This is a genomic window from Iodidimonas muriae (assembly GCF_014647255.1).
Taxonomy (GTDB): Bacteria; Pseudomonadota; Alphaproteobacteria; order Sphingomonadales; family Rhodothalassiaceae; genus Iodidimonas; species Iodidimonas muriae.
Genome location: NZ_BMOV01000001.1, coordinates 71,602 through 90,586, shown reverse-complemented (window position 1 = coordinate 90,586; position 18,985 = coordinate 71,602). Strand labels below are relative to the sequence as shown.

Genomic DNA, 18,985 nt, shown 5'->3' with positions numbered 1-18,985 from the left:
TTATCGCCTCACGCCCGTTTCATATCCCGAGACACCGCCCTGCCCTCCTTTTTGGGCAGCCGCTTGCGCACCATTTCCAGCTTTATCCGGCGTGCGGCCTGAAACCGTTCAATGGATCGCCGCACCAGCCAATAGCTTACAAACCATGAAATCAGCGCAATGGGCAGGCCGCCAATGGCCATAGGCAGCAGCAACGGGCCAAGCGCCGCCGTGGGATGGTGCACAAGAAGATCAAAGCTCAGATGGTGCGCCCCTTCATCCATCCGGTTGCCGATCATCCAGCTTCCCAGCCGGTAAATCGCCACCCAGATAAACGGAAATGTCCAGGGATTGCCAATCAATGTACCAATCCACGCGGCAATCACATTGCCCCGCGCCGCCAAAGCGATCCCCATGGCGCCAATCAGGTGAAAGCCCATAAAGGGCGTGAAAGAAATGGCAACGCCCGATGCCACACCAGCAGCCACACCGTGCGCGCTATCTTTCAACCGGGCCAGACGATGCCACACATAACGCGCCGCACGCGACCAGCCGCTTTTCGGCCATAGGCCCTGACGGACCTTTTGCCAAAGATTGAGTGGTATTTTGCGACGAAACAACATCGAAGATGACACCGTCCTGATTAAAAAAGGTCGTTACACAAGGTTTCGGCTACCCGGCTTCACCGCAGGCACATGCCGCAATGCATCGGGCAGAGCATCGGGCTTATAGAGTGGTGCATCGATTTGCGCCAATGCCACAAGTGGGACGCCGATATCGGCTTTTCCACCTGATCGGTCGATGAGACATGCCGCCGCAACCACCGAACCGCCATGTGCCGTGATCGTTTCGATACATTCCCGGGACGATAAGCCGGTTGTTACAACATCTTCCACCATAAGAATTCTTTGGCCCGGTTTAATGGCAAAACCACGGCGAAGACTGAACTTTGTGCCAACACGTTCGGTAAAGATAGAGTCTGCGCCCAATTGCCGCGCCATTTCATAGCCAACAATTACGCCGCCCATGGCAGGTGAGACAACCAACGGAATTTCACCAAAACGTGCACGCACCTTGAAAGCCAGTGCCCGACACAATCGCGCCGCCCGTTCGGGATTCATCAAAACCCGCGCACATTGCAAATAAACCGAGCTATGAAGGCCCGACGACAAAAGAAAGTGCCCTTCCAAAAGCGCTTGCGCCGCACGAAATTCACCGAGCACGGCCTGTTGATCCATTACGCCCACTCCTTATCCTTGATGATAGCCTTTAGTGTTTAACATGCCGTAACAGGCAAAGCTCATTCCCGCAGGCGGTCCGCAGAATTAACCCCCCGCGACGCCCGCAGGCTGGTCAATATCTCGATCAGGTGCCGCACATTGCGCACCTCCACATCGACGAGCATTGTGTAGAACTCGTGGTCCCGCTCGGTGATCTTGAGATTGGAGATATTCCCGCCCTGCTTTGCCACCAGCGAAGCAATATTGGCAAGGGCGCCCATTTCATTGAGCACAATCAATTTCAACCGGCCGGCAAAAAAGGCGGGCGTATCCTCTTGCGTCTGCCAGGCAAGGTCCAACCAGCGCTCCGGCGCTTCAGAGAAATCAGACAGTTCCTCGCAATCAATGGTATGAACCATAACCCCTTGGCCTTGGGTCAAAATTCCAACAATTCTGTCGCCCGGCAAAGGGTGGCAGCAATCGCTGAGATGCACCGCCATACCCGGCGTCAGCCCGGAAATCGGGATGGCAGACGCCCCATTGCGTTCTTTGGCCCAATCGCCGCTCCAATCCCGTGTCACAGGCGGAAGTCTTTTATGATCTTCTTTCAGCTTCAGGCCGGGAAAGGCCGCTAAAATCACATCATAAGCAGACAAATGCCCCTGCCCCACATCGAAAAAGACATCCTCGATGGTCTGGCGTTTGAGCTTCAACAACGAAGACGTCAAAGCCCGTTCTGAAAAATCGAGATCTTCCGCCTCGAACGCGCGTTCCAATATGGTTTTGCCCAAGCCTTCATATTCTTCACGCTGGTTTTGGCGCACCGCCCGCCGGATGGCCGACCGCGCTTTTCCTGTGACAATGAAATTTTCCCAGCGCGGGCTTGGCTCTTGCCCCTTCGAAGTAAGAATGTCCACCTGATCGCCATTATGCAGTTGATGGCGCAATGGCAGCAGCCGGCCATTAACCTTTGCCCCTACACAATGATTGCCGATTTCCGTATGCACGGCATAAGCAAAATCAACAGGGGTGGACCCTTTCGGCAGGGAAATCAGATCGCCCTTGGGGGTGAAGCAAAACACCTGATCGTTGAACATCTCCAGCTTGGTATGTTCCAAAAACTCTTCCGGTGTAGAGGCATTCTCCAGAATTTCCAAAAGCGCCCGGATCCAGCGATAGCGCGACCCGTCCACCTTTTCCGCCGATTGCTTATATTGCCAATGCGCTGCCACGCCCAGTTCGGCAATTTCGTGCATTTCGCGGGTTCTGATCTGGATTTCGATGCGTGTGCGCTTTGGCCCGATCACCGTGGTGTGCAGCGATTGATAGCCATTGCGCTTGGGCGTCGAGATATAATCTTTGAAGCGACCCGGAACCATCGACCATTTTCCGTGCACGATGCCCAAGGCGCGATAACAGGTGGGCAGATCTTCCACCACGATGCGAAAGGCCATCACATCGGAAATCTGCTCGAACGGGGCATTGGTACTTTCCATTTTGCGCCAGATGGAATAGGGGCGTTTTTCCCGCCCGCTCACCTGTGCCGGCACCTTTTCGGCGCGCATGGTATCTACCAATTCCTCCACCACCTCATCCACCAGCGTTCCCGCTTCATCGCGCAAATAGCCAAGGCGCGCATTAACGGTTTCCCAGACCTCTGGCTCGATCTGCTGGAACGACAGCTCTTCCAGTTCTTCCTTGATGTCTCGGATGCCGATCCGCTCGGCCAGGGGCGCATAGATTTCAAGGGTTTCCATGGCTATGCGCCGGCGCTTTTCCGGCTTTTTGATATAATGCAGCGTGCGCATATTATGCAGCCGGTCCGCCAGCTTCACCAACAACACCCGGATGTCATTGGACATGGCGAGAACAAATTTGCGGAAATTTTCCGCATGGCGGGCATGTTCGGTCTGCATTTCGATGCGGGACAATTTTGTCACCCCATCCACCAGTTCGGCGATTTTCGGCCCGAACATCTCCGCCAATTCTTCTACTTTGGCATCGGTGTCTTCCACCACATCATGCAACAGAGCCGTTGCGATGGTGGCGCTATCAAGCTTCATATCGGTGAGAATGCCCGCCACTTCCAAAGGATGCGAGAAATAGGGATCACCCGATGCACGAAGCTGCGTTCCATGTGCCTTCATGGAATAGACATAGGCACGGTTCAAAAGGCTCTCGTCCACCTTGGGATCATAAGACCGCACCCGTTCCACCAGCTCATATTGCCGTATCACCGCCCGTTTTTTCCCTTTCACACATCGCCCGAAGGCCACAAATTCGCTTTCTATTGAAATAGGCGGTTTCCAAGCGTGTGGGAAGGGGAAGGCGTGTAAATCGGCCAGCAAATGCAAACGGCCCCGCTTTTCATAAAGCGAGGCCGTTTATTTCATCATCATTATCCCGTGCAAAAAAGCACCAAAGGAATGGCTTTAGAGCTGTTTTCAGCCCTCGCCCATGCCTTCGCCACGGCGCGCACGCATCATCATCGCCATATCGTCTTCTTCCGGCTCATCCACTTCCACATGCTTTTGCATGCTTTGGACCACCGACTCCCGCAAGGCGGCAGGCGAGCTCACTTCTTCAGCGATTTCACGCAAGGCAACCACAGGGTTTTTGTCATTGTCCCGGTCTACCTGCGGAGTGGCGCCGGACGAGATCTGACGCGAACGCTGGGCAGCGAACAAAACGAGTTCAAATCGATTCGTAACTTTATCGACGCAATCTTCGACGGTTACGCGGGCCATGCGATGCTCCTTGACGGACCGAAAATACTGATGGAAATTCCTAAGGTCGCCTCTCTACAGCTTTCTTGATCGTCTGTAAAGACTGACAATCTGCCCTTATGGGCCTTATTTCTGTTTCTTCTTGCCTATGGGCGGTTCAGACTTGTGGGGTGTACTGTAACTTGGCGGATCACTGGCAGGGAAAGTTTCATCCAGAGCCTCATCCACCGAGCCATTCTTACCCTCCGGCGACGGCGTCTTTTTACGTTTTTTTTCTTTCTCCATAACGGTTTTCACCATTTCTTCTTTCTCATGTTTTTGACACGATTATACTCGAACTATTGTATAAACGTCTGAACCCCTGCGTGGTTCCACGCCAAGGCTGGATATCTTTCTATATAGTGGCGTGCCGCCCCCATATGCCCACAAGGCACAGAGCGAAAAGGCTGACCGCATGCACATTCTTGACGATCCGGCAACCGTTCTCGCCTTCATCCTTGCCGCAGGAATTTTTGCCCAATGGCTGGCGGCACGATTTCGCTTTCCATCCATCTTGCCTTTGCTGTTGCTTGGTTTTCTGGCGGGCCCCATCAGCGGACTTTTAGATCCCGATGCGATTTTCGGTGATCTTTTATTCCCCGGCGTTCAGCTTGGCGTGGCGATTATCCTGTTTGAAGGGGCGCTCACTTTGCGCTTTTCCGATATCAAGGGCGCGGGCAATATTGTGGTGCGGCTGATCACCATCGGCGTGCTGATTACAGTGAGCGTGATTGCCATTTCGGCCCATATGGCCCTCCATTTCAACTGGTCCATTGCCATTTTATTTGGGGCCATCACCTGTGTTTCCGGCCCGACGGTGATCATCCCCTTGTTGCGCTCGGTGCGCCCCAGCGAACGCCTGTCGCGGGTTTTGCATTGGGAAGGCATCTTGATCGACGCCATCGGTGCGGTGCTGGCTGTGGTGGTGTTCGAGGTGGTTTTGGCCGGCTCTATCCAGCAAACCAGCCCTTTCGTGGAATTAAGCAAACTGTTTTTGCTGGGCGGAGCCTTGGGCGGTGCGGCAGGGGCGCTTTTGGGTCTGGTTTTAAAAAAGCACCTTATTCCGGATTTCTTGCGGAATGTGACCACCTTGAGCGCGGTTTTGCTGACCTTTGTTTGCGCCAATATGATCGGCCATGAAGGCGGTCTGGTGGCGGTAACGGTGATGGGCCTTGTGATGGCCAATATCCCCGGCATGCCCAAAGACGGCATTCTCGATTTCAAGGAAAGCCTTTCCGTTTTGCTGATATCGGTGCTGTTCATCGTTTTGGCGGCCCGCATCGAGCTGGAAAGTCTGGCGCTTTTGGGGCCGGGATTGGTGGTCGTTTTGCTGGCTATCTTGTTTGTTGCCCGCCCGTTAACCGCCCTTGCCTCCACATTAGGGTCGGACATGCCATGGTCGGAACGCGCCCTTCTGGGCTGGATGGCGCCACGGGGGATCGTTGCCGCGGCGGTATCCGCTTTATTTGGCTTGCGCCTTGAAGCGGCGGGGATCGAGGCAGGCAATTTGCTTGTTCCCCTTACCTTTTCGGTGATCGTCGTCACCGTGGTCATACACAGCCTCACATCCCGCCCCTTGGCAAAGCTGTTGAAGGTGGCGGAGCCCGAAGCGAGCGGTGTGTTGATTGTGGGCGGCAATCCGGTGGCTTTGAAGCTGGCCAGCATATTTCAAGAAAATGGCATTCGCGTTTTGCTTGCCGATGCCTCTTGGTCGCAATCCAGTCGGGCGCGAATGCTTGGTATTCCCACATTCTTTGGCAATGCCGTTTCGGAATTGGCGGATCGGAAACTGGATCTGGTGGGATTGGGCATGATGTTGGCGCTTTCCCATCGCCCATCTTTGAACGCCTTGGCCTGTTTGCGCTATCGACAGGAATTCGGCACGGCCAATGTCTTTACGGTCCGGCGCGACCAGCATAGTCTCGACAAGGAAAGCGAAACGGTGGCGTTCAATTTCCGGGGACGCTTGCTCTTCAAGGAAAAAGTAACGCTGGATTTTCTGGAACAGGAATTGGCGGCAGGGCGCAAAATCCACCTGACCCGTATCAGCGAAGATTTCCCCTTTACCAGCTTATTGGAAAAAACGGGCGGCACAGAGCCGATGCTGTTCGCCATATCTCCCCAAGGGAAATTACTTCCCTTTTCTGAAGAAGCCACATTCCATGTGTCTACGGGCTGGAAAGTGGCCTATCTGGCCGTCCAAACGGATATGGCAACAGAAGACGAGGCCAAAACCAAGGCCAAGGCCGATTGACGAAAGGGCAAGAAAGCGCGGCGGAAAAGAGGAAACCTTATTCCGCCTCCCCTAAAATTGGCTGCACCTGACCGGCAAATTGCCCTGTTTCGATCAAGGTTTCAAACGCATCGGACAAGCGTTCCGTTTCATCCAGAACCAACCGCCAATAACGAATGCGGTCTTCTGTTTCCAATGTGGTGAAATCCTTGCGGTCGGGAATTTTCCCATAGGGCAAGCGCGACACAAATTCAGCCGATGGTGCAACCAAAACCACATTGGATGCATTCTCGGCACGCGCCTTCCGCCAGCCCAGATGTTTATCGAACCATCCCGGTATGATGCGGTCCGTAAAATGTGGATATAAAACAAGGCCGTCCGGGTCATGGTGAAAAAACGGCAGGTCAAAATGATAATCAATAATGCCGCCATCCCGATAAAGCCCTTTGGGCGCACCGGGGATTGTGATCCCATTCAGCAACATGGGGATCGAGCAAGACGCCATGATCGCATGGGGCAGATTATCTGCTGTCAGGTTCAATCGCCGCATGGGAAAGCCGGACCACGCAGTATAAGAGCAATCGCTGCGCGGATCAGCGAACAAAGCCCGTTCGAAAAACAGCCCCAAGGCCGAACGATGCGCCATATTTCCCAAAGCGGCCGCCGCCAAGCCCACGCCCAAAGGCACGCGCCGGTCCGTATTCAGCACATGCCGCCCACGGACCGCCATCACCGCAAGGCGCATGGGCCCCTGAAACATGGCCGCTCCACCATCTTCACCAAGAATATCGCCAAGAATGGCATAGCTGTCACGGGTGATCTTGTCGGCTGTCTGGCCCTTTTCCGGTCGATAGTCCAAATAGGCCTCTTCAAAGCGCGCCAATGCTTTCAAAGGATCGGGCTGCGCATAACAAGCAAACCGCCACGTGCCGATGGAGGACGCCAAAAGGTCCATAGATTGGGTGCGACCAACGATCCAATGGCGCAAAATGGCCCGATCCAACCGCGCCAAGGCGAGCCATTTCGGACCGCCCGATGCGCCGACCATCAGCTTGATGCGCGAAGGCTCTAGGCCGCCTTCCTTGCGAATAAGCCGTCGGGCATGGTGGCCCGCCCGAATACTTAGCAGTTTGAAATCATTTTTCGACATATCACCGATCTTGTTTTGTCTTCTTGAACCGTTCAGGCAACCCGTTATGCCTTATGCCAAAAGCGCCCCATGTTCAAAACATGGACGGGCCATCATTTTGCACACGCTTTTTCCGGGTGTTGTTTCTGCGCGCACTCATCTTCAGATTTCCTCAAGATATTTGTGATTATCTGTGTTTCCGGGCAGGGACCAAGGGGAGCTAGATGGCCGACAAGAGTGATATTTTTGTTGCATATGCCTTTAGCGTTGGCGACGTTTTTATTGAAATTGATGAATCTCAGCGAATTTCACGTATTGAAGGGGCGCTGGAATGGATCGGCATTGATAAGGCCCAATCAGCGATTGGGCGCCCGATTACCGATTTCGTCTCCGCCGATGATGCCGTCATTTTGCAATCAGGATTGTCTCTTTTAGGGGGGATACTCCGGCTTGGCCCCGTACGGGTGGGCTTTGGCGCAACGGTGGACACCCGTCGCCGCATCGGCTTGTTTTTATCCCGCTTGTCAAGCAATGCCACCCGCACCCATATCGTTGCCATGTCGTTGAACCGGCTGGATGGCCCGGACGCCGAATCCAATGCGCCCCTTGCGGATATGGAAAGTTTTCTAAGGCGTCTGCCCGATATTCTGGAAGAAGGCGAAAAAAACGCCAATAGCGACATTCTGGTCAGCATGCTGCAAATGAACAAGCACATGCAGGGCCGGGACAAACAAGGTTTCGAGCGCCAGCTTGCCGCTTTGTCTCTGGGCGGTAAAAATGCCACCGAACTGGGGGATGGCCGCTTTGCCCTTGTCCATGAAGCTACGAATGAAGGCGATGCCCAACGCTTGATGGATACCTTGGCCAGCACCACCGGCCAACGCTTTGAATCGGCGACATTGGATGCGGAAACCCTGGGCGACGGGTCCGATGCCGCAAAGGCGCTGGTCTATTCCATCCGAAAATTCTCCGAAGAATCCCCAGACTTCAGCCTGCAAGACCTGTCTGAAAATTACACCGAAAAGATGGAGGACACCCGCAAACGCATCCAGACTTTGCGATCCTTATTAAAAGAGCGCCAATTCGATATTGCTTATCAGCCCATCATCTCGCTCAGCACACAAAAGATGCACCATGTGGAAGCGTTGGTGCGCTTTGATAAACGCGGCAGCTCGCCCTATGAACTGATCACTTTCGCGGAAGAAGTGGGCATGATCGGAGATTTCGACCAGATCATGTTTGAATCGGTGGTCGCAAAATTGCGGCATCTGGTTTCCCGCGGGGCTCCCGCCAGCATTGCTGTCAATCTCTCGGCCCGTTCGCTGACCACCGCCGCCTTTGTCGAGCGATTGGAAGCCGATCTCAAACAAAACAAGGAACTGGCCGGGCGTCTGCTGATCGAAGTCACCGAATCCGCCCAGATTTCCGATCTGGATGCCTTGGGGGAAGCCATTAACAAGATCCGTGCTTTGGGCTTTGCCGTTTGTCTGGATGATTTTGGTGCAGGGCTTTCAGGTTTTCAATATCTGCGCCATTTGAAAGTGGATATTGTCAAAATTGACGGCAGTTATGTGCGTGACGCGGAAAACGATCCGGAAAGCCGGGCCTTTTTACATGCCATGTCCACTTTGTGCCGCGATCTGAAAATCCGCACCGTCGGGGAATGGGTTGAAACCCCTGCCCAATTCGAGCTCTTGCAATCCATTGGCGTAGATATGGGACAAGGATATCTTTTCGGTCGCCCGAAACTGACCCTTCCCCAAGACATGCGCGGCGCTTTGGAAAATGTCGATTGATCGCATTTTTATAACATTACAACTGCTATATATAAATTATCTTTCCATATCTTTCATTTTGTTGTTTGACAGTAGAAGATTTCGCCATTAGTCGTGGTCTGATACGGGTGCAGCTATCACTGCGCCCCCATAGCAGACATTTCAGGAACGACCGATGACAACCGCCGAAAAGCAGCCATTAGAAGAGCCCCCTTCGCCCGCCGATCATCAAAGCAACGCACCGGAAATGATGAGTGGTGCGGCCCTGGTGATGCGGGCTTTGGCGGATCTGAAGGTCGAGGTGATTTTCGGTTATCCCGGTGGCGCTGTTCTGCCGCTTTATGATGAACTGTTCCGGCAATCAAAAATCAAACATATTCTGGTGCGCCATGAACAAGCCGCTGTGCACGCCGCCGAAGGCTATGCGCGCGCCTCTGGCAAACCCGGCGTGGTTCTGGTGACATCAGGCCCCGGGGCCACCAACGCTGTGACCGGCATCACCGATGCCATGCTGGATTCCATCCCCATTGTCGTGCTCACAGGCCAGGTGGCCACCCATCTGATCGGCAATGATGCCTTTCAGGAAGCCGATACCGTTGGCATTACGCGGCATTGCTCCAAGCATAATTATCTGGTGAAAGAATCGGACCAGCTTGCCCATGTGATCTTCGAGGCCTTCCATGTGGCCACATCCGGGCGGCCCGGCCCGGTGGTGGTGGATCTGCCCAAAGATATTCAAGTGGACCCCGCCCCCTATAAGCGTCCCAACGGGGTGTCCCATCGTACATACCGTCCGCAGGTGAAGGGAGATCGGGCGCTGGTAGAAAAGGCCGTGGCCATGCTGGCGGGGGCCAAAAAGCCCATCATTTACTCCGGCGGCGGCGTAATCAATGCAGGGCCCCAAGCATCGGATGCCTTGCGCCGCTTTGCCCGCACCACCGGCTTCCCCGTCACCTCCACCTTGATGGGGCTTGGGGCCATGCCGGCAAGCGACCCGCAATTTTTGGGAATGCTGGGCATGCACGGCACCTATGAAGCCAATATGGCCATGCATGCGTGCGATGTCATGTTATGTGTCGGTGCGCGCTTTGATGATCGGGTGACCGGCCGTGTGGATGCCTTTGCGCCCCATGCCACCAAGATCCATATCGATATCGACCGTTCGTCCATCAACAAGAATGTACCGGTGCATCTGGGTATCGTGGGGGATGCCGGCCATGTTCTGGAAGATATTCTGGCCTTGTGGGAAGACCGCAAGAAAACACCTTTAGAAGGCGATCACAAACGCTGGTGGGCTGAAATTAACGGCTGGCGCGACCGCAAATGTTTGGCCTTTGAACAATCCGGCCCTGTCATCTTGCCGCAACATGCCATTGCCCGCCTTCATAGCCTGACCAAAGACCGGGCCCCCATTATCAGTACCGAAGTGGGCCAGCATCAGATGTGGGCGGCGCAGTATTTTGGTTTTGAAAAGCCCAATCACTGGCTCACATCGGGAGGGCTTGGCACCATGGGCTATGGCTTACCCGCCGCCATTGGGGCGCAGTTGGCCTTTCCCGATGCCTTGGTGATCGACATTGCGGGCGAGGCCTCGATCCAGATGAATATCCAAGAGTTGGCAACAGCCACGCAATATCGTTTGCCGGTGAAAATTTTCATCCTGAATAATGAATATATGGGCATGGTGCGCCAATGGCAGGAACTGACCTATGAAAGCCGCTATTCCGAAAGCTATTCCGACAGCCTGCCCGATTTTGTAAAACTGGCAGAGGCTTATGGCTGGACCGGCTTGCGAATCACTGATGCTTCCCGGCTTGATGACATGATCCAGACCATGATCGAAACGCCCGGCCCGGTATTGGTGGATTGTCAGGTGGCCCAATTGGAAAATTGTTTCCCCATGGTGCCTTCGGGCGCGGCCCATAATGAAATGATTTTGGGACCGGAAGATATTTCCGCGCCACTTTCCAGCGATGCGCAGGCTCTCGTCTAAACAGGCGGCCACGAACGCACCATAAAGACCAAAGGACTTACGATCATGCCATCATCCGACCAAAGCATAGGCCGGCACGCCATCGCCCTTGTGGTGGATAATGAAGCCGGGGTTCTGGCCCGCGTTGCAGGGCTGTTCTCCGGCCGGGGCTACAATATTGAAAGCCTGACCGTGGCCGAGGTTTCACCAGACCATGATGTGTCGCGCATTACCATCGTCACCACAGGCACCCCCATGGTGGTCGAACAAATCAAAGCACAGCTTGAACGGCTGGTGCCTGTGCAAAAGGTCACGGATCTTAGCGTCCATGGCCCACATCTGGAACGCGAACTGGCATTGGTGAAAGTGGCTGGCTCCGGGGAAAAGCGTGTAGAAGCCCTGCGCCTTGCCGATGCATTTCGCGCCCGGGTGATCGACACCACCACGAAATCCTTCATTTTCGAACTGACAGGAACGCCAGAGAAAATCGACGCCTTTGTGGACTTGATGCGTGAATTGGGATTGGTTGAAGTGGCCCGCACAGGCGTTGCGGCCATTATCCGTGGGGCGGAAGGGCTTTAGCTTCCCCCCTCGGCTTTAAGAAAAGACACATATAAGAAAAATGCCCTGCTTCGCGCGGGGCTTTTTATGGGGCATCAAACCCAAAATAAGATTGAAAGCTGACGGCTGTGTTTTTGATTTACACAGTCGGTGACTGGCTGGGGCGGCAGGATTCGAACCTGCGCATGACGGGATCAAAACCCGTTGCCTTACCACTTGGCTACGCCCCATTAGCGCGTCAGCGAGGCTCTTAAAGCATAGCCGAACGCGCCTGTAAAGTATCAAGAACAAGCTTTATCGTGGTTGACCCAATAAGCTTTGACGACGGGTCAGCGAGACATAGATCAGGCCATAGGAAAAGCAGGTGAGAACGATCAAGGCCAGCGTCCATTCCGGCCAGATCAAGGCCGCTACGCCCGGCAGGGCCACAAGCGCCAGATAACATGGCAATCCATAGCGCCAGGCCATGCTGTCATAGAGCACATGATGAAAGTGATTCCGGTCCGGAGCAAAGGGTGCACGGCCCCGGCTAACACGGCTGACGATCAACCGCATGCAATCAAGGACCGGGATCAAAAACCACAGCACGACCAAATCCGCCGACAGTTCCATACGGCTATGGTTGAACACATAAATGGACAGCATGCCAATCAGAACGGCCAGAGAGTAACTTCCCGCATCCCCCAGAAACAATTTCCCGCGCACATTAAAGTGAAGTGTCACCAGAAGCGACACAAGCAGAGTCACCAAAATCGGGCGCAATTCAACAGGAGCAGCAAACAACAAAAATGCCGTCCATAAACTGGACAGGCCAATCACCAGCCCGTTATTGCCATCGGCCATATTCACCGCATTTTGCAGGCCCAAAAGGCACACAAGGGTAAAGCCGCCCGCCACAAGCGGCGACAGGATAAAAGGCGATTCGATAAAGGAGAAATAGAGAATCTCAAGCCGCAAATCCGGAACCTGAAACAAAGCCCCCGACAGGATAAAGGTGGAAAGAACAAGGCGCCAGATCGGCTGCACATGATTGCGATCGTCGAAAAAACCGATCAAAAAAATGAAAAAAATCGAAAGCCCGACAATCCACGGAAATCCGTTAAAGCCCGGCTGAAACAAAAATGTGCTGACCAATACCGGCAAGACAATGGCAGCCCCTCCGACCAGAGGCGTTGGGCGTGCATGGCGTTTGCGGCCATTTTCACCATCAGGCAAATCCATCACGCCTAGGGCTTTGGCAATCGGGTTGGCCAGCAAACACACGGTCAATGCCATGATCAGCGCCAGAACCCCTATACCAAACAACAGTTCCCCACCCACGCTTAGCCTCCAACCATTTTTACGTCTTATTCGCGCACTGATATCAAATAGCATCATGGGCATATGGCGTAATTGTGTATTTTTCGCGGCACAACTGGCGCATTTAAAGCGGCACCCACAAAAAATGACACAGATATCAGGAATTTGAGGCAACCTGCCCGACCAATCGACCCATAGACTGATCCTCTAGCCCAAAGATGTTAACCAATTATCAATGACCTAGTCTAGGATTTCCGTCCAATCCCGCTCAAGCCGTTGGCGATTAAGCCCGCTCACATACTCATAAAGCCGCCCATTCAAGCGTAAGCGCTGGCCGCTATCCCGCGTCAAATCGCTAAAGCGCGTGGAAACAGATTTACGCGGGCCGCCAAAGGGCCAAAATTTGCTCAAGGGAACGGTTAGATACAAACCTTTATCCGGGGCAGAGCCACCGAATTCCCGGTCCGAGCCATCGCTCAGCGTGACATACCCACCAAGGCGCACCCCATTGTCGAAGCGCTTGGACATATCCACCGTTGCGCCCCAATCCCCGGCAAGGAATCGCCCGACCCGCACGGTCGATAAAAGGCCGCCGCCCCATTCCCGGTACAGGCTGACATCCCCTGTCAGGGTATCACGCCCTTCAAATCCGAAAAGCTGATCGGCATCACGGCGTTGCACCCAGTTCAATTCGCCGCCCAAAGACCAGCCCGTATCGGGGGTGCGGTAGAGCATTTCCAAAGACAAGCCGCCAAACATTTGCTCAAAAATACCTGCCGACAAGCGCCCATAAAGATTTTCACCCAATCCACCGCGCCAATCCGCTTGCAGATATGGAATCGCAGTCCGCCCTTCCTTGATAAAGTCCCGGATATCGCTGCGCACCACCGGCAAGTCGCTTGCCTCGGACGCTTTGCCGATCTGATCCAGATTGCCACCAATAAAGCGCCGCACCGCACCGGAAAGCTGCAAACCAGGCATCAGATCAAGGCTGGCCAAAAGGTCCACATTCAGATCTGCAAGCCAGGCACCGCTTTTTGAATCGCCCACCTGCTGGATCACAACCGGAGCCACGCCCCACTGAAATGCGGGATAAGCATTGTCATTGGCAATGAAGGTCCCGTCCGCTGCCACGGAGTCTGGCTCCATCTTTACCTTCGCCGTGATCCACAATTCCTCCGGGCTGCCCCGCCCTTCCAACGCATTCACCAGATCACGGCGCAAAATCCGCGTTTCCAAAATATCATGGCTGCCAAGACTGCGCCGGACCGCAATGGCCTCCACCTGCGCCCCGGCAAAACCCGATACCTGTCGGGCCACCTGCCCAACCAACTGCATTTCTCTATCCGTGGGCGCATCATCCAGCCACAGGGTCATGCGGCCATTATGCCAAGCCAAAGCTCTGGGACGGTGTCCATTGGCTTCCAGCTTTTCAAATAAAAGCCCGGCTTTGCGCTCCAAAACATCCCGATTATCATAGCCCGCCGCTGAAACAACGGCTTGCGCCACATTGGCCCTTTCGGCCAGTTCCGCGCCATCAATGCCTGTTGTATCCGCTTGATCCACCTGCAAATGCGCAGCGTGCTGCCCCTTGATGGAAAGGCCGGTGACAAGGCTGTCCCCGGCCGCCTCCAGCAGATGGGAAGCTTGTGCCAGCGCCCGCACAGCATGAAGATCCAGCACGGTTTCACCGGATTGCGCGGCCTCGCCATGGTGCGCCGGCTTGGCAAGGCGCACAGCCCCTATATCCGAAGGCAAGGCAACCAACAGCGCATTATCAAGGGCTGCAGGGTCCAATAACGCGCCCCCCTCTCCGCCTGAAGGATGAAAAACCGCTTCGCCATCTTTGAGCGTGATTTCAGAAACAGGCCCCCTATCCGCCAAGGCCATCACAGCGCGGGCTTGCAAAGCGGACGCATCATTGGAGGTGTAGAGCCGCGCCTCACTCAGCCTCTCGCCGCGCCAAACCAGCCACAAACGGTTCACTGTGTCAGGTAGATATGCCAGAATTTGTGCGGCTATCCCGGCCTCGGGAAGCCCCTTCTCCGCACCCTTTGTGTTGAGCGGCAAGTCCACATAAACCGCTTGCGCGTCTCCCCGCACCAAAGCCCCGTCAAAGCCCAGACCCGCCAATATTTGCCCAATGACAATCTCTGGGTTAGGGCCGCCTTGGCTAACGGTTTGAGGGTTCTCCCCGGCATCTTCGGACTGCTGAGCGGTCACCGGAGGATGTGGCTTTCGGCTTTTTGGCCGATCAAAACCCCCCGGAAGATCAAACAGATCAAAGCGGATTGCTGTGCGCGCTGAAACCGTATTCCCGCGTTCAAAACCCAGCCCCATATCCAGCCATGGGAAAGGCCGGTAACGCATCCCGAAATTTACAGGAAAATCTTCATCCAAACGGTTACCCAATGGTTCGAATTCAGGATCGGAGCCGCTATATTCCACCAGCATGGACAAGCCATGAATGGGTGTTTGCCACGAAACGCCGCCAAAAAAAGCAATATCGTCGCCCGAAAAGTAATTCCCTATATTAAACGATCCGCGGCTATTGGCCGATCCACGCCGATCAAAGCTGTTGCTGATCAGACCAAAGGGATTGCCCACATGATTGCGGCTTCCCAAATAGCCCCATCCAAGGCCAAAACTGAAATCAAATGCCCCAAAGCGCTTATTGGCAACAATATATTCGCCGCCAAAGCGGGCATCGCCGAACATATCTGAAAAGCCCACAGCAATGGCAGGGAAAAGGCCCCCTTCCTGCAACAGCCGGATTTTCAGGTCAAAGGCGCGATCCGTGATTGTTCCACCACCTTTAAAGCCGAACAGATCTTCGAGAAAATCCACCTGCCCAAGCGGCAAGACCGTACCATCTTCTTGTACATTGGTGATATCGGTGAAGCGAAAATTTGCCTCCAGCCACTGGAATGGATGGGCCCGCAAATAAAAGCCGCGATAAGGCTCTTGCGCAAAACCGCCAAGCTCGATCGTCCCCGCATCCATCGTACGCGCCGTTGGTGTGCGCAACAAACCGATGGTGCCAAAATCTCCGGCCCCGGCCTCATCAGACCGTCCTAAAGCCTCTGTCTGCGCCCCCACCCCCATGGCGGTGGCGACAATCAGAATAGCTGACGCCGCAAAAATGAGGCGCATATCGCCCCCTAGCGCGAAATAACGGCGATAGAGGCAGCAGACACGGCCAAATTACTCAGAACGCCGGCGATTTCTCTCACAATGTTAAGTGTTTGCAACGGATTGACATCTTTCGGCACCACAATGGTGCTGCCTGGCGGCACCATCACAGAACTGCGCGACCAACGCGACATGGTGACAGGCTGCGCCACCCCATTGGGGAACACAATAAAGACACGGCCTTTATCGGCTGTTTCCTGAAAGCCGCCCGCCTCGCCCAGATAATCTTCCAGCGTTTTTCCGGGCCGGAACTGCAAGGCTCCGGGATTAAGCAGATCGCCAGCCGTTAAAACAAAATTGGGGCGCTTGGGCATGAAGATGGAATCGCCACCTTCCAGCACCAGATCCCGATCCGGCTCCTGTTGCAGTATGCGGGGGTCCGCTTCCACCACCACACGTCCGGCCGCTTCCACCATCGCAAAGGAATTCACCAGACCACTGGCTGCGGTAAGCGCGTTGCCGGAAATATTGTTCTGCACCATCGCCAATGCCAAAGCATTGTTCAGTTCTCTGGCTGTGCGGCGGAAACTTTCCTGCTGTTCCTGTTTGACGCGAACACGTGTAAAAACGGCCCCGAAGGGATAGGCTTGCTCGGTCAGTCCTCCGGCGCGATCCATCACCTCCATCAAGGTTTCACCGCGTTTGATGCTATACACGCCGGGACGGCGGAATTCACCGGACAACAACACGGTTCCCGCTTCCAAAGACCCCGAAAGCGAGGCAAAGCGGATTGCACTCCCCGGTGTAATTTGGATTTCGGACAGCGCTGTGGTGCGGCTGTCGATATAGCGCCGTTCCACCGCCCCTAAAGCGGCCAGATCGCCACCGCGGAAACTGGAAATTTCAATTTGCGAAGGGTCCACAGACAAGCTCATGCCACCACTTGTGGCCACCAGATCGCGCAAGGAGGCTGTGTTGGCAATGGGATAAAGCCCGGGCTGGCGCACAGCCCCCATCATGACAACGGAATATTCAATGGCCAACGGCAAAACTTCGGGGCTCTCCTCGAAGAAATCATTGCAATCCGCATCTTGCGAGGCCAAACGCGCCAATTCCGCGGAAGAAACGATTTCATCAGATGAAAAATTTGACGCCTCTTCCACCATTTGCTGTTCGCTGGTTCCGCCGGAACTGTCATTGCCCCCCTGTTCAGCCCCTGTCACCACAAAAACCGAACGGGCTGCCGCAGCCAGACGCTCACTATCTGCCTGTCGTGCCCGACGCGCCAAGGACGTAATGGCCTTGCATTGATCGGATGTGACAGATTCTGGCGACAAAATCGCACTGCGAACCGCTTCCGATGAAAGATAGGCCATTTCCTCCGGCCCCATCACCAAAAGTGCGTCTTGTTCTTTCAAGGCGATATCTTCAATACCGGACAGGATCGGCCCTAAATCGACAGGCTGATAAATCCGCTGACGCGACACCTCATCCGTGGTTTCCAAAATGGCAAACAGCAAATAAGGAGCCGGTTGAAGCGCATCCCCATCCATCAAAAGGTCGGAAATGGTCGGAACAGAAGCCAAAGGCTTAAGACCCGGCTGACGCACATGGCCATCCAATCGGACCTGTCCGATCTGCACCTCGCGCTTGGGGAGAACCTGAAGCAAATCGCCCGGCAAAACCGGGTCTTGGGGAGCAGAGGGGGCAATATGTTGCTGCCCATTCGCCCCGATCCGGTTGCGTTCGATGCTATAGCCTCGTGGCCGCAAAGATCCGCCAGCCAGCGCCAGAACATCTGCCGATGTCAATTGCATGTCCGGAAGAAGCTCATAAATGGCGGGCCGCACCACATCACTTGCAATGGCAATTGTATCCCCCACCAAAGGCACAAACAGCCGATCACCGTCACGGATATCAAGCGACACATCCGCCGACCCGAACAACACATCATAAAGATCAATGCTACGCCGTTTGCCATCACGGAAAATGGCGATTTTGCGCAATGACCCGGTTTTCTTGATGCCGCCGGCCAATGCCAAAACCTGCAAGGCATCAGACTGGCTGGTGGCCTGATACACGCCGGGATAGGTGACTTCCCCCACCACAGTTACACTGATCTGGCGCAAAGCCCCCACGGAGACATAAGCGTCCGTACCGAGCAAAGTCTCGGAAACGCGCCGTTGCAAGTCTGCACTGAAATCACCGAACTGCCGACCCGCCGCAGGAATGGGCGCAAGATCAGGAATAACCACCCGACCTTCCCGATCCACACTGGTGATAATGCTGCTCTTGGTCTGTCCGGCCAAAGAAACGACGATTTCATCGCCCACCCCAAGAACATAGCTATCGGATAAACGGCCGGTGACCGGGCCGTCTGCCGCCATATTTTCACGGAAAATATCATAGCCGAATTGGCGCAAAACGGGCTTTTCAAGGGCCAGCTTTTCCGCCTCGCGCTGTTCATCCAGCCTTTTCTTTTCTTCTTCGGTCGGCGATCTTGTGGCCTGTGTCATTGCTGACGGCGTTGTCGCCCCTATTACTGTTGGGTCACCCAGAAAGGGCAAGAGACTATCATCCGGCTCCGGTGGCAATTCCCGCCCCAAACGCCGGTTATAATCGGCCTCAATGGGAGACAAAGGTTCTACTTCTTTTTCTTCTGCAAATTCGTCTTGGAAGCCAAAAAGATTGCTGCTGCTACGGCCATCGCGCGATCGATCCAGCGGCGATTGCGTTTGCCCGATACTGCTTTGCAAAGCCTGTCCCTGTTCCAGCAACCGGCCCAAAGTCTCCGGATCGGGAAGCTGAGCCTTGGCGGACCCAAATGCGAACATCATGATCCCGACAACCAAAACAGCCCAAACAGTGCGCATGGAGAAGAAAGAGGCTTTCGCCCAACCGCTTGTCATCAAGTTCCCAA

General features: G+C 54.7%; 13 protein-coding genes and 1 tRNA gene. 4 read left to right on the top strand and 10 right to left on the bottom strand.

What is annotated here, in order from left to right; translation table 11 throughout:
• Positions 1-8: 8 nt before the first annotated feature.
• The 5 genes from IEX96_RS00430 to IEX96_RS00410 form a co-directional block, all read right to left on the bottom strand.
• On the bottom strand, positions 9-602 hold the full coding sequence (locus IEX96_RS00430; RefSeq protein WP_150004599.1) for a DUF2062 domain-containing protein: 594 nt from the start codon (positions 600-602) through the stop codon (positions 9-11).
• Positions 603-635: 33 nt separating this feature from the next.
• Entirely contained in the window at positions 636-1,217 is a 582-nt protein-coding gene (gene pyrE, locus IEX96_RS00425; protein ID WP_150004598.1) for an orotate phosphoribosyltransferase, read from the bottom strand.
• 62 nt (positions 1,218-1,279) lie between these two features.
• The gene (locus IEX96_RS00420; protein ID WP_150004597.1) at positions 1,280-3,436 is read right to left on the bottom strand and encodes a RelA/SpoT family protein; all 2,157 of its coding nucleotides are present in this window, start codon (positions 3,434-3,436) and stop codon (positions 1,280-1,282) included.
• Between the two features lie 207 nt (positions 3,437-3,643).
• Positions 3,644-3,946 (bottom strand): DNA-directed RNA polymerase subunit omega, encoded by a 303-nt coding sequence (gene rpoZ / locus IEX96_RS00415; RefSeq protein WP_150004596.1) that lies wholly within the window; start codon positions 3,944-3,946, stop codon positions 3,644-3,646.
• Between the two features lie 105 nt (positions 3,947-4,051).
• Positions 4,052-4,225, bottom strand: coding sequence for a hypothetical protein (locus tag IEX96_RS00410; protein ID WP_188873293.1), 174 nt, complete (start codon positions 4,223-4,225; stop codon positions 4,052-4,054).
• A gap of 154 nt (positions 4,226-4,379) precedes the next feature.
• Here IEX96_RS00410 and IEX96_RS00405 point away from each other — a divergent pair, with 154 nt between their 5' ends.
• Positions 4,380-6,218: a cation:proton antiporter gene (locus tag IEX96_RS00405; RefSeq protein ID WP_150004595.1), complete on the top strand. Its 1,839-nt coding sequence runs from the start codon at positions 4,380-4,382 to the stop codon at positions 6,216-6,218.
• A gap of 37 nt (positions 6,219-6,255) precedes the next feature.
• Here the strand turns inward: IEX96_RS00405 and IEX96_RS00400 are convergent, their stop codons facing one another.
• Complete coding sequence (locus IEX96_RS00400; protein ID WP_188873292.1) at positions 6,256-7,347, bottom strand: patatin-like phospholipase domain-containing protein; 1,092 nt, start codon at positions 7,345-7,347, stop codon at positions 6,256-6,258.
• Between the two features lie 203 nt (positions 7,348-7,550).
• Here IEX96_RS00400 and IEX96_RS00395 point away from each other — a divergent pair, with 203 nt between their 5' ends.
• The 3 genes from IEX96_RS00395 to ilvN all read left to right on the top strand — a co-directional run bounded on the left by IEX96_RS00395 (position 7,551) and on the right by ilvN (position 11,655).
• Positions 7,551-9,122 (top strand): EAL domain-containing protein, encoded by a 1,572-nt coding sequence (locus IEX96_RS00395; RefSeq protein ID WP_188873291.1) that lies wholly within the window; start codon positions 7,551-7,553, stop codon positions 9,120-9,122.
• Positions 9,123-9,276: 154 nt separating this feature from the next.
• Positions 9,277-11,094, top strand: coding sequence for an acetolactate synthase 3 large subunit (locus tag IEX96_RS00390; RefSeq protein ID WP_150004592.1), 1,818 nt, complete (start codon positions 9,277-9,279; stop codon positions 11,092-11,094).
• A 45-nt stretch (positions 11,095-11,139) separates the two neighbouring features.
• Complete coding sequence (gene ilvN / locus IEX96_RS00385; RefSeq protein ID WP_150004591.1) at positions 11,140-11,655, top strand: acetolactate synthase small subunit; 516 nt, start codon at positions 11,140-11,142, stop codon at positions 11,653-11,655.
• A 134-nt stretch (positions 11,656-11,789) separates the two neighbouring features.
• Here ilvN and IEX96_RS00380 read toward each other — a convergent pair.
• From IEX96_RS00380 to IEX96_RS00365, 4 genes are all read right to left on the bottom strand, one after another.
• A tRNA-Gln gene (locus IEX96_RS00380) sits at positions 11,790-11,864 on the bottom strand.
• A 64-nt stretch (positions 11,865-11,928) separates the two neighbouring features.
• On the bottom strand, positions 11,929-12,954 hold the full coding sequence (locus IEX96_RS00375) for a glycosyltransferase family 4 protein (protein WP_188873290.1): 1,026 nt from the start codon (positions 12,952-12,954) through the stop codon (positions 11,929-11,931).
• Positions 12,955-13,173: 219 nt separating this feature from the next.
• Entirely contained in the window at positions 13,174-16,086 is a 2,913-nt protein-coding gene (locus tag IEX96_RS00370) for a YjbH domain-containing protein (RefSeq protein ID WP_188873289.1), read from the bottom strand.
• Between the two features lie 8 nt (positions 16,087-16,094).
• Complete coding sequence (locus IEX96_RS00365) at positions 16,095-18,974, bottom strand: SLBB domain-containing protein (RefSeq protein WP_188873288.1); 2,880 nt, start codon at positions 18,972-18,974, stop codon at positions 16,095-16,097.
• Between the last annotated feature and the right edge of the window lie 11 nt (positions 18,975-18,985).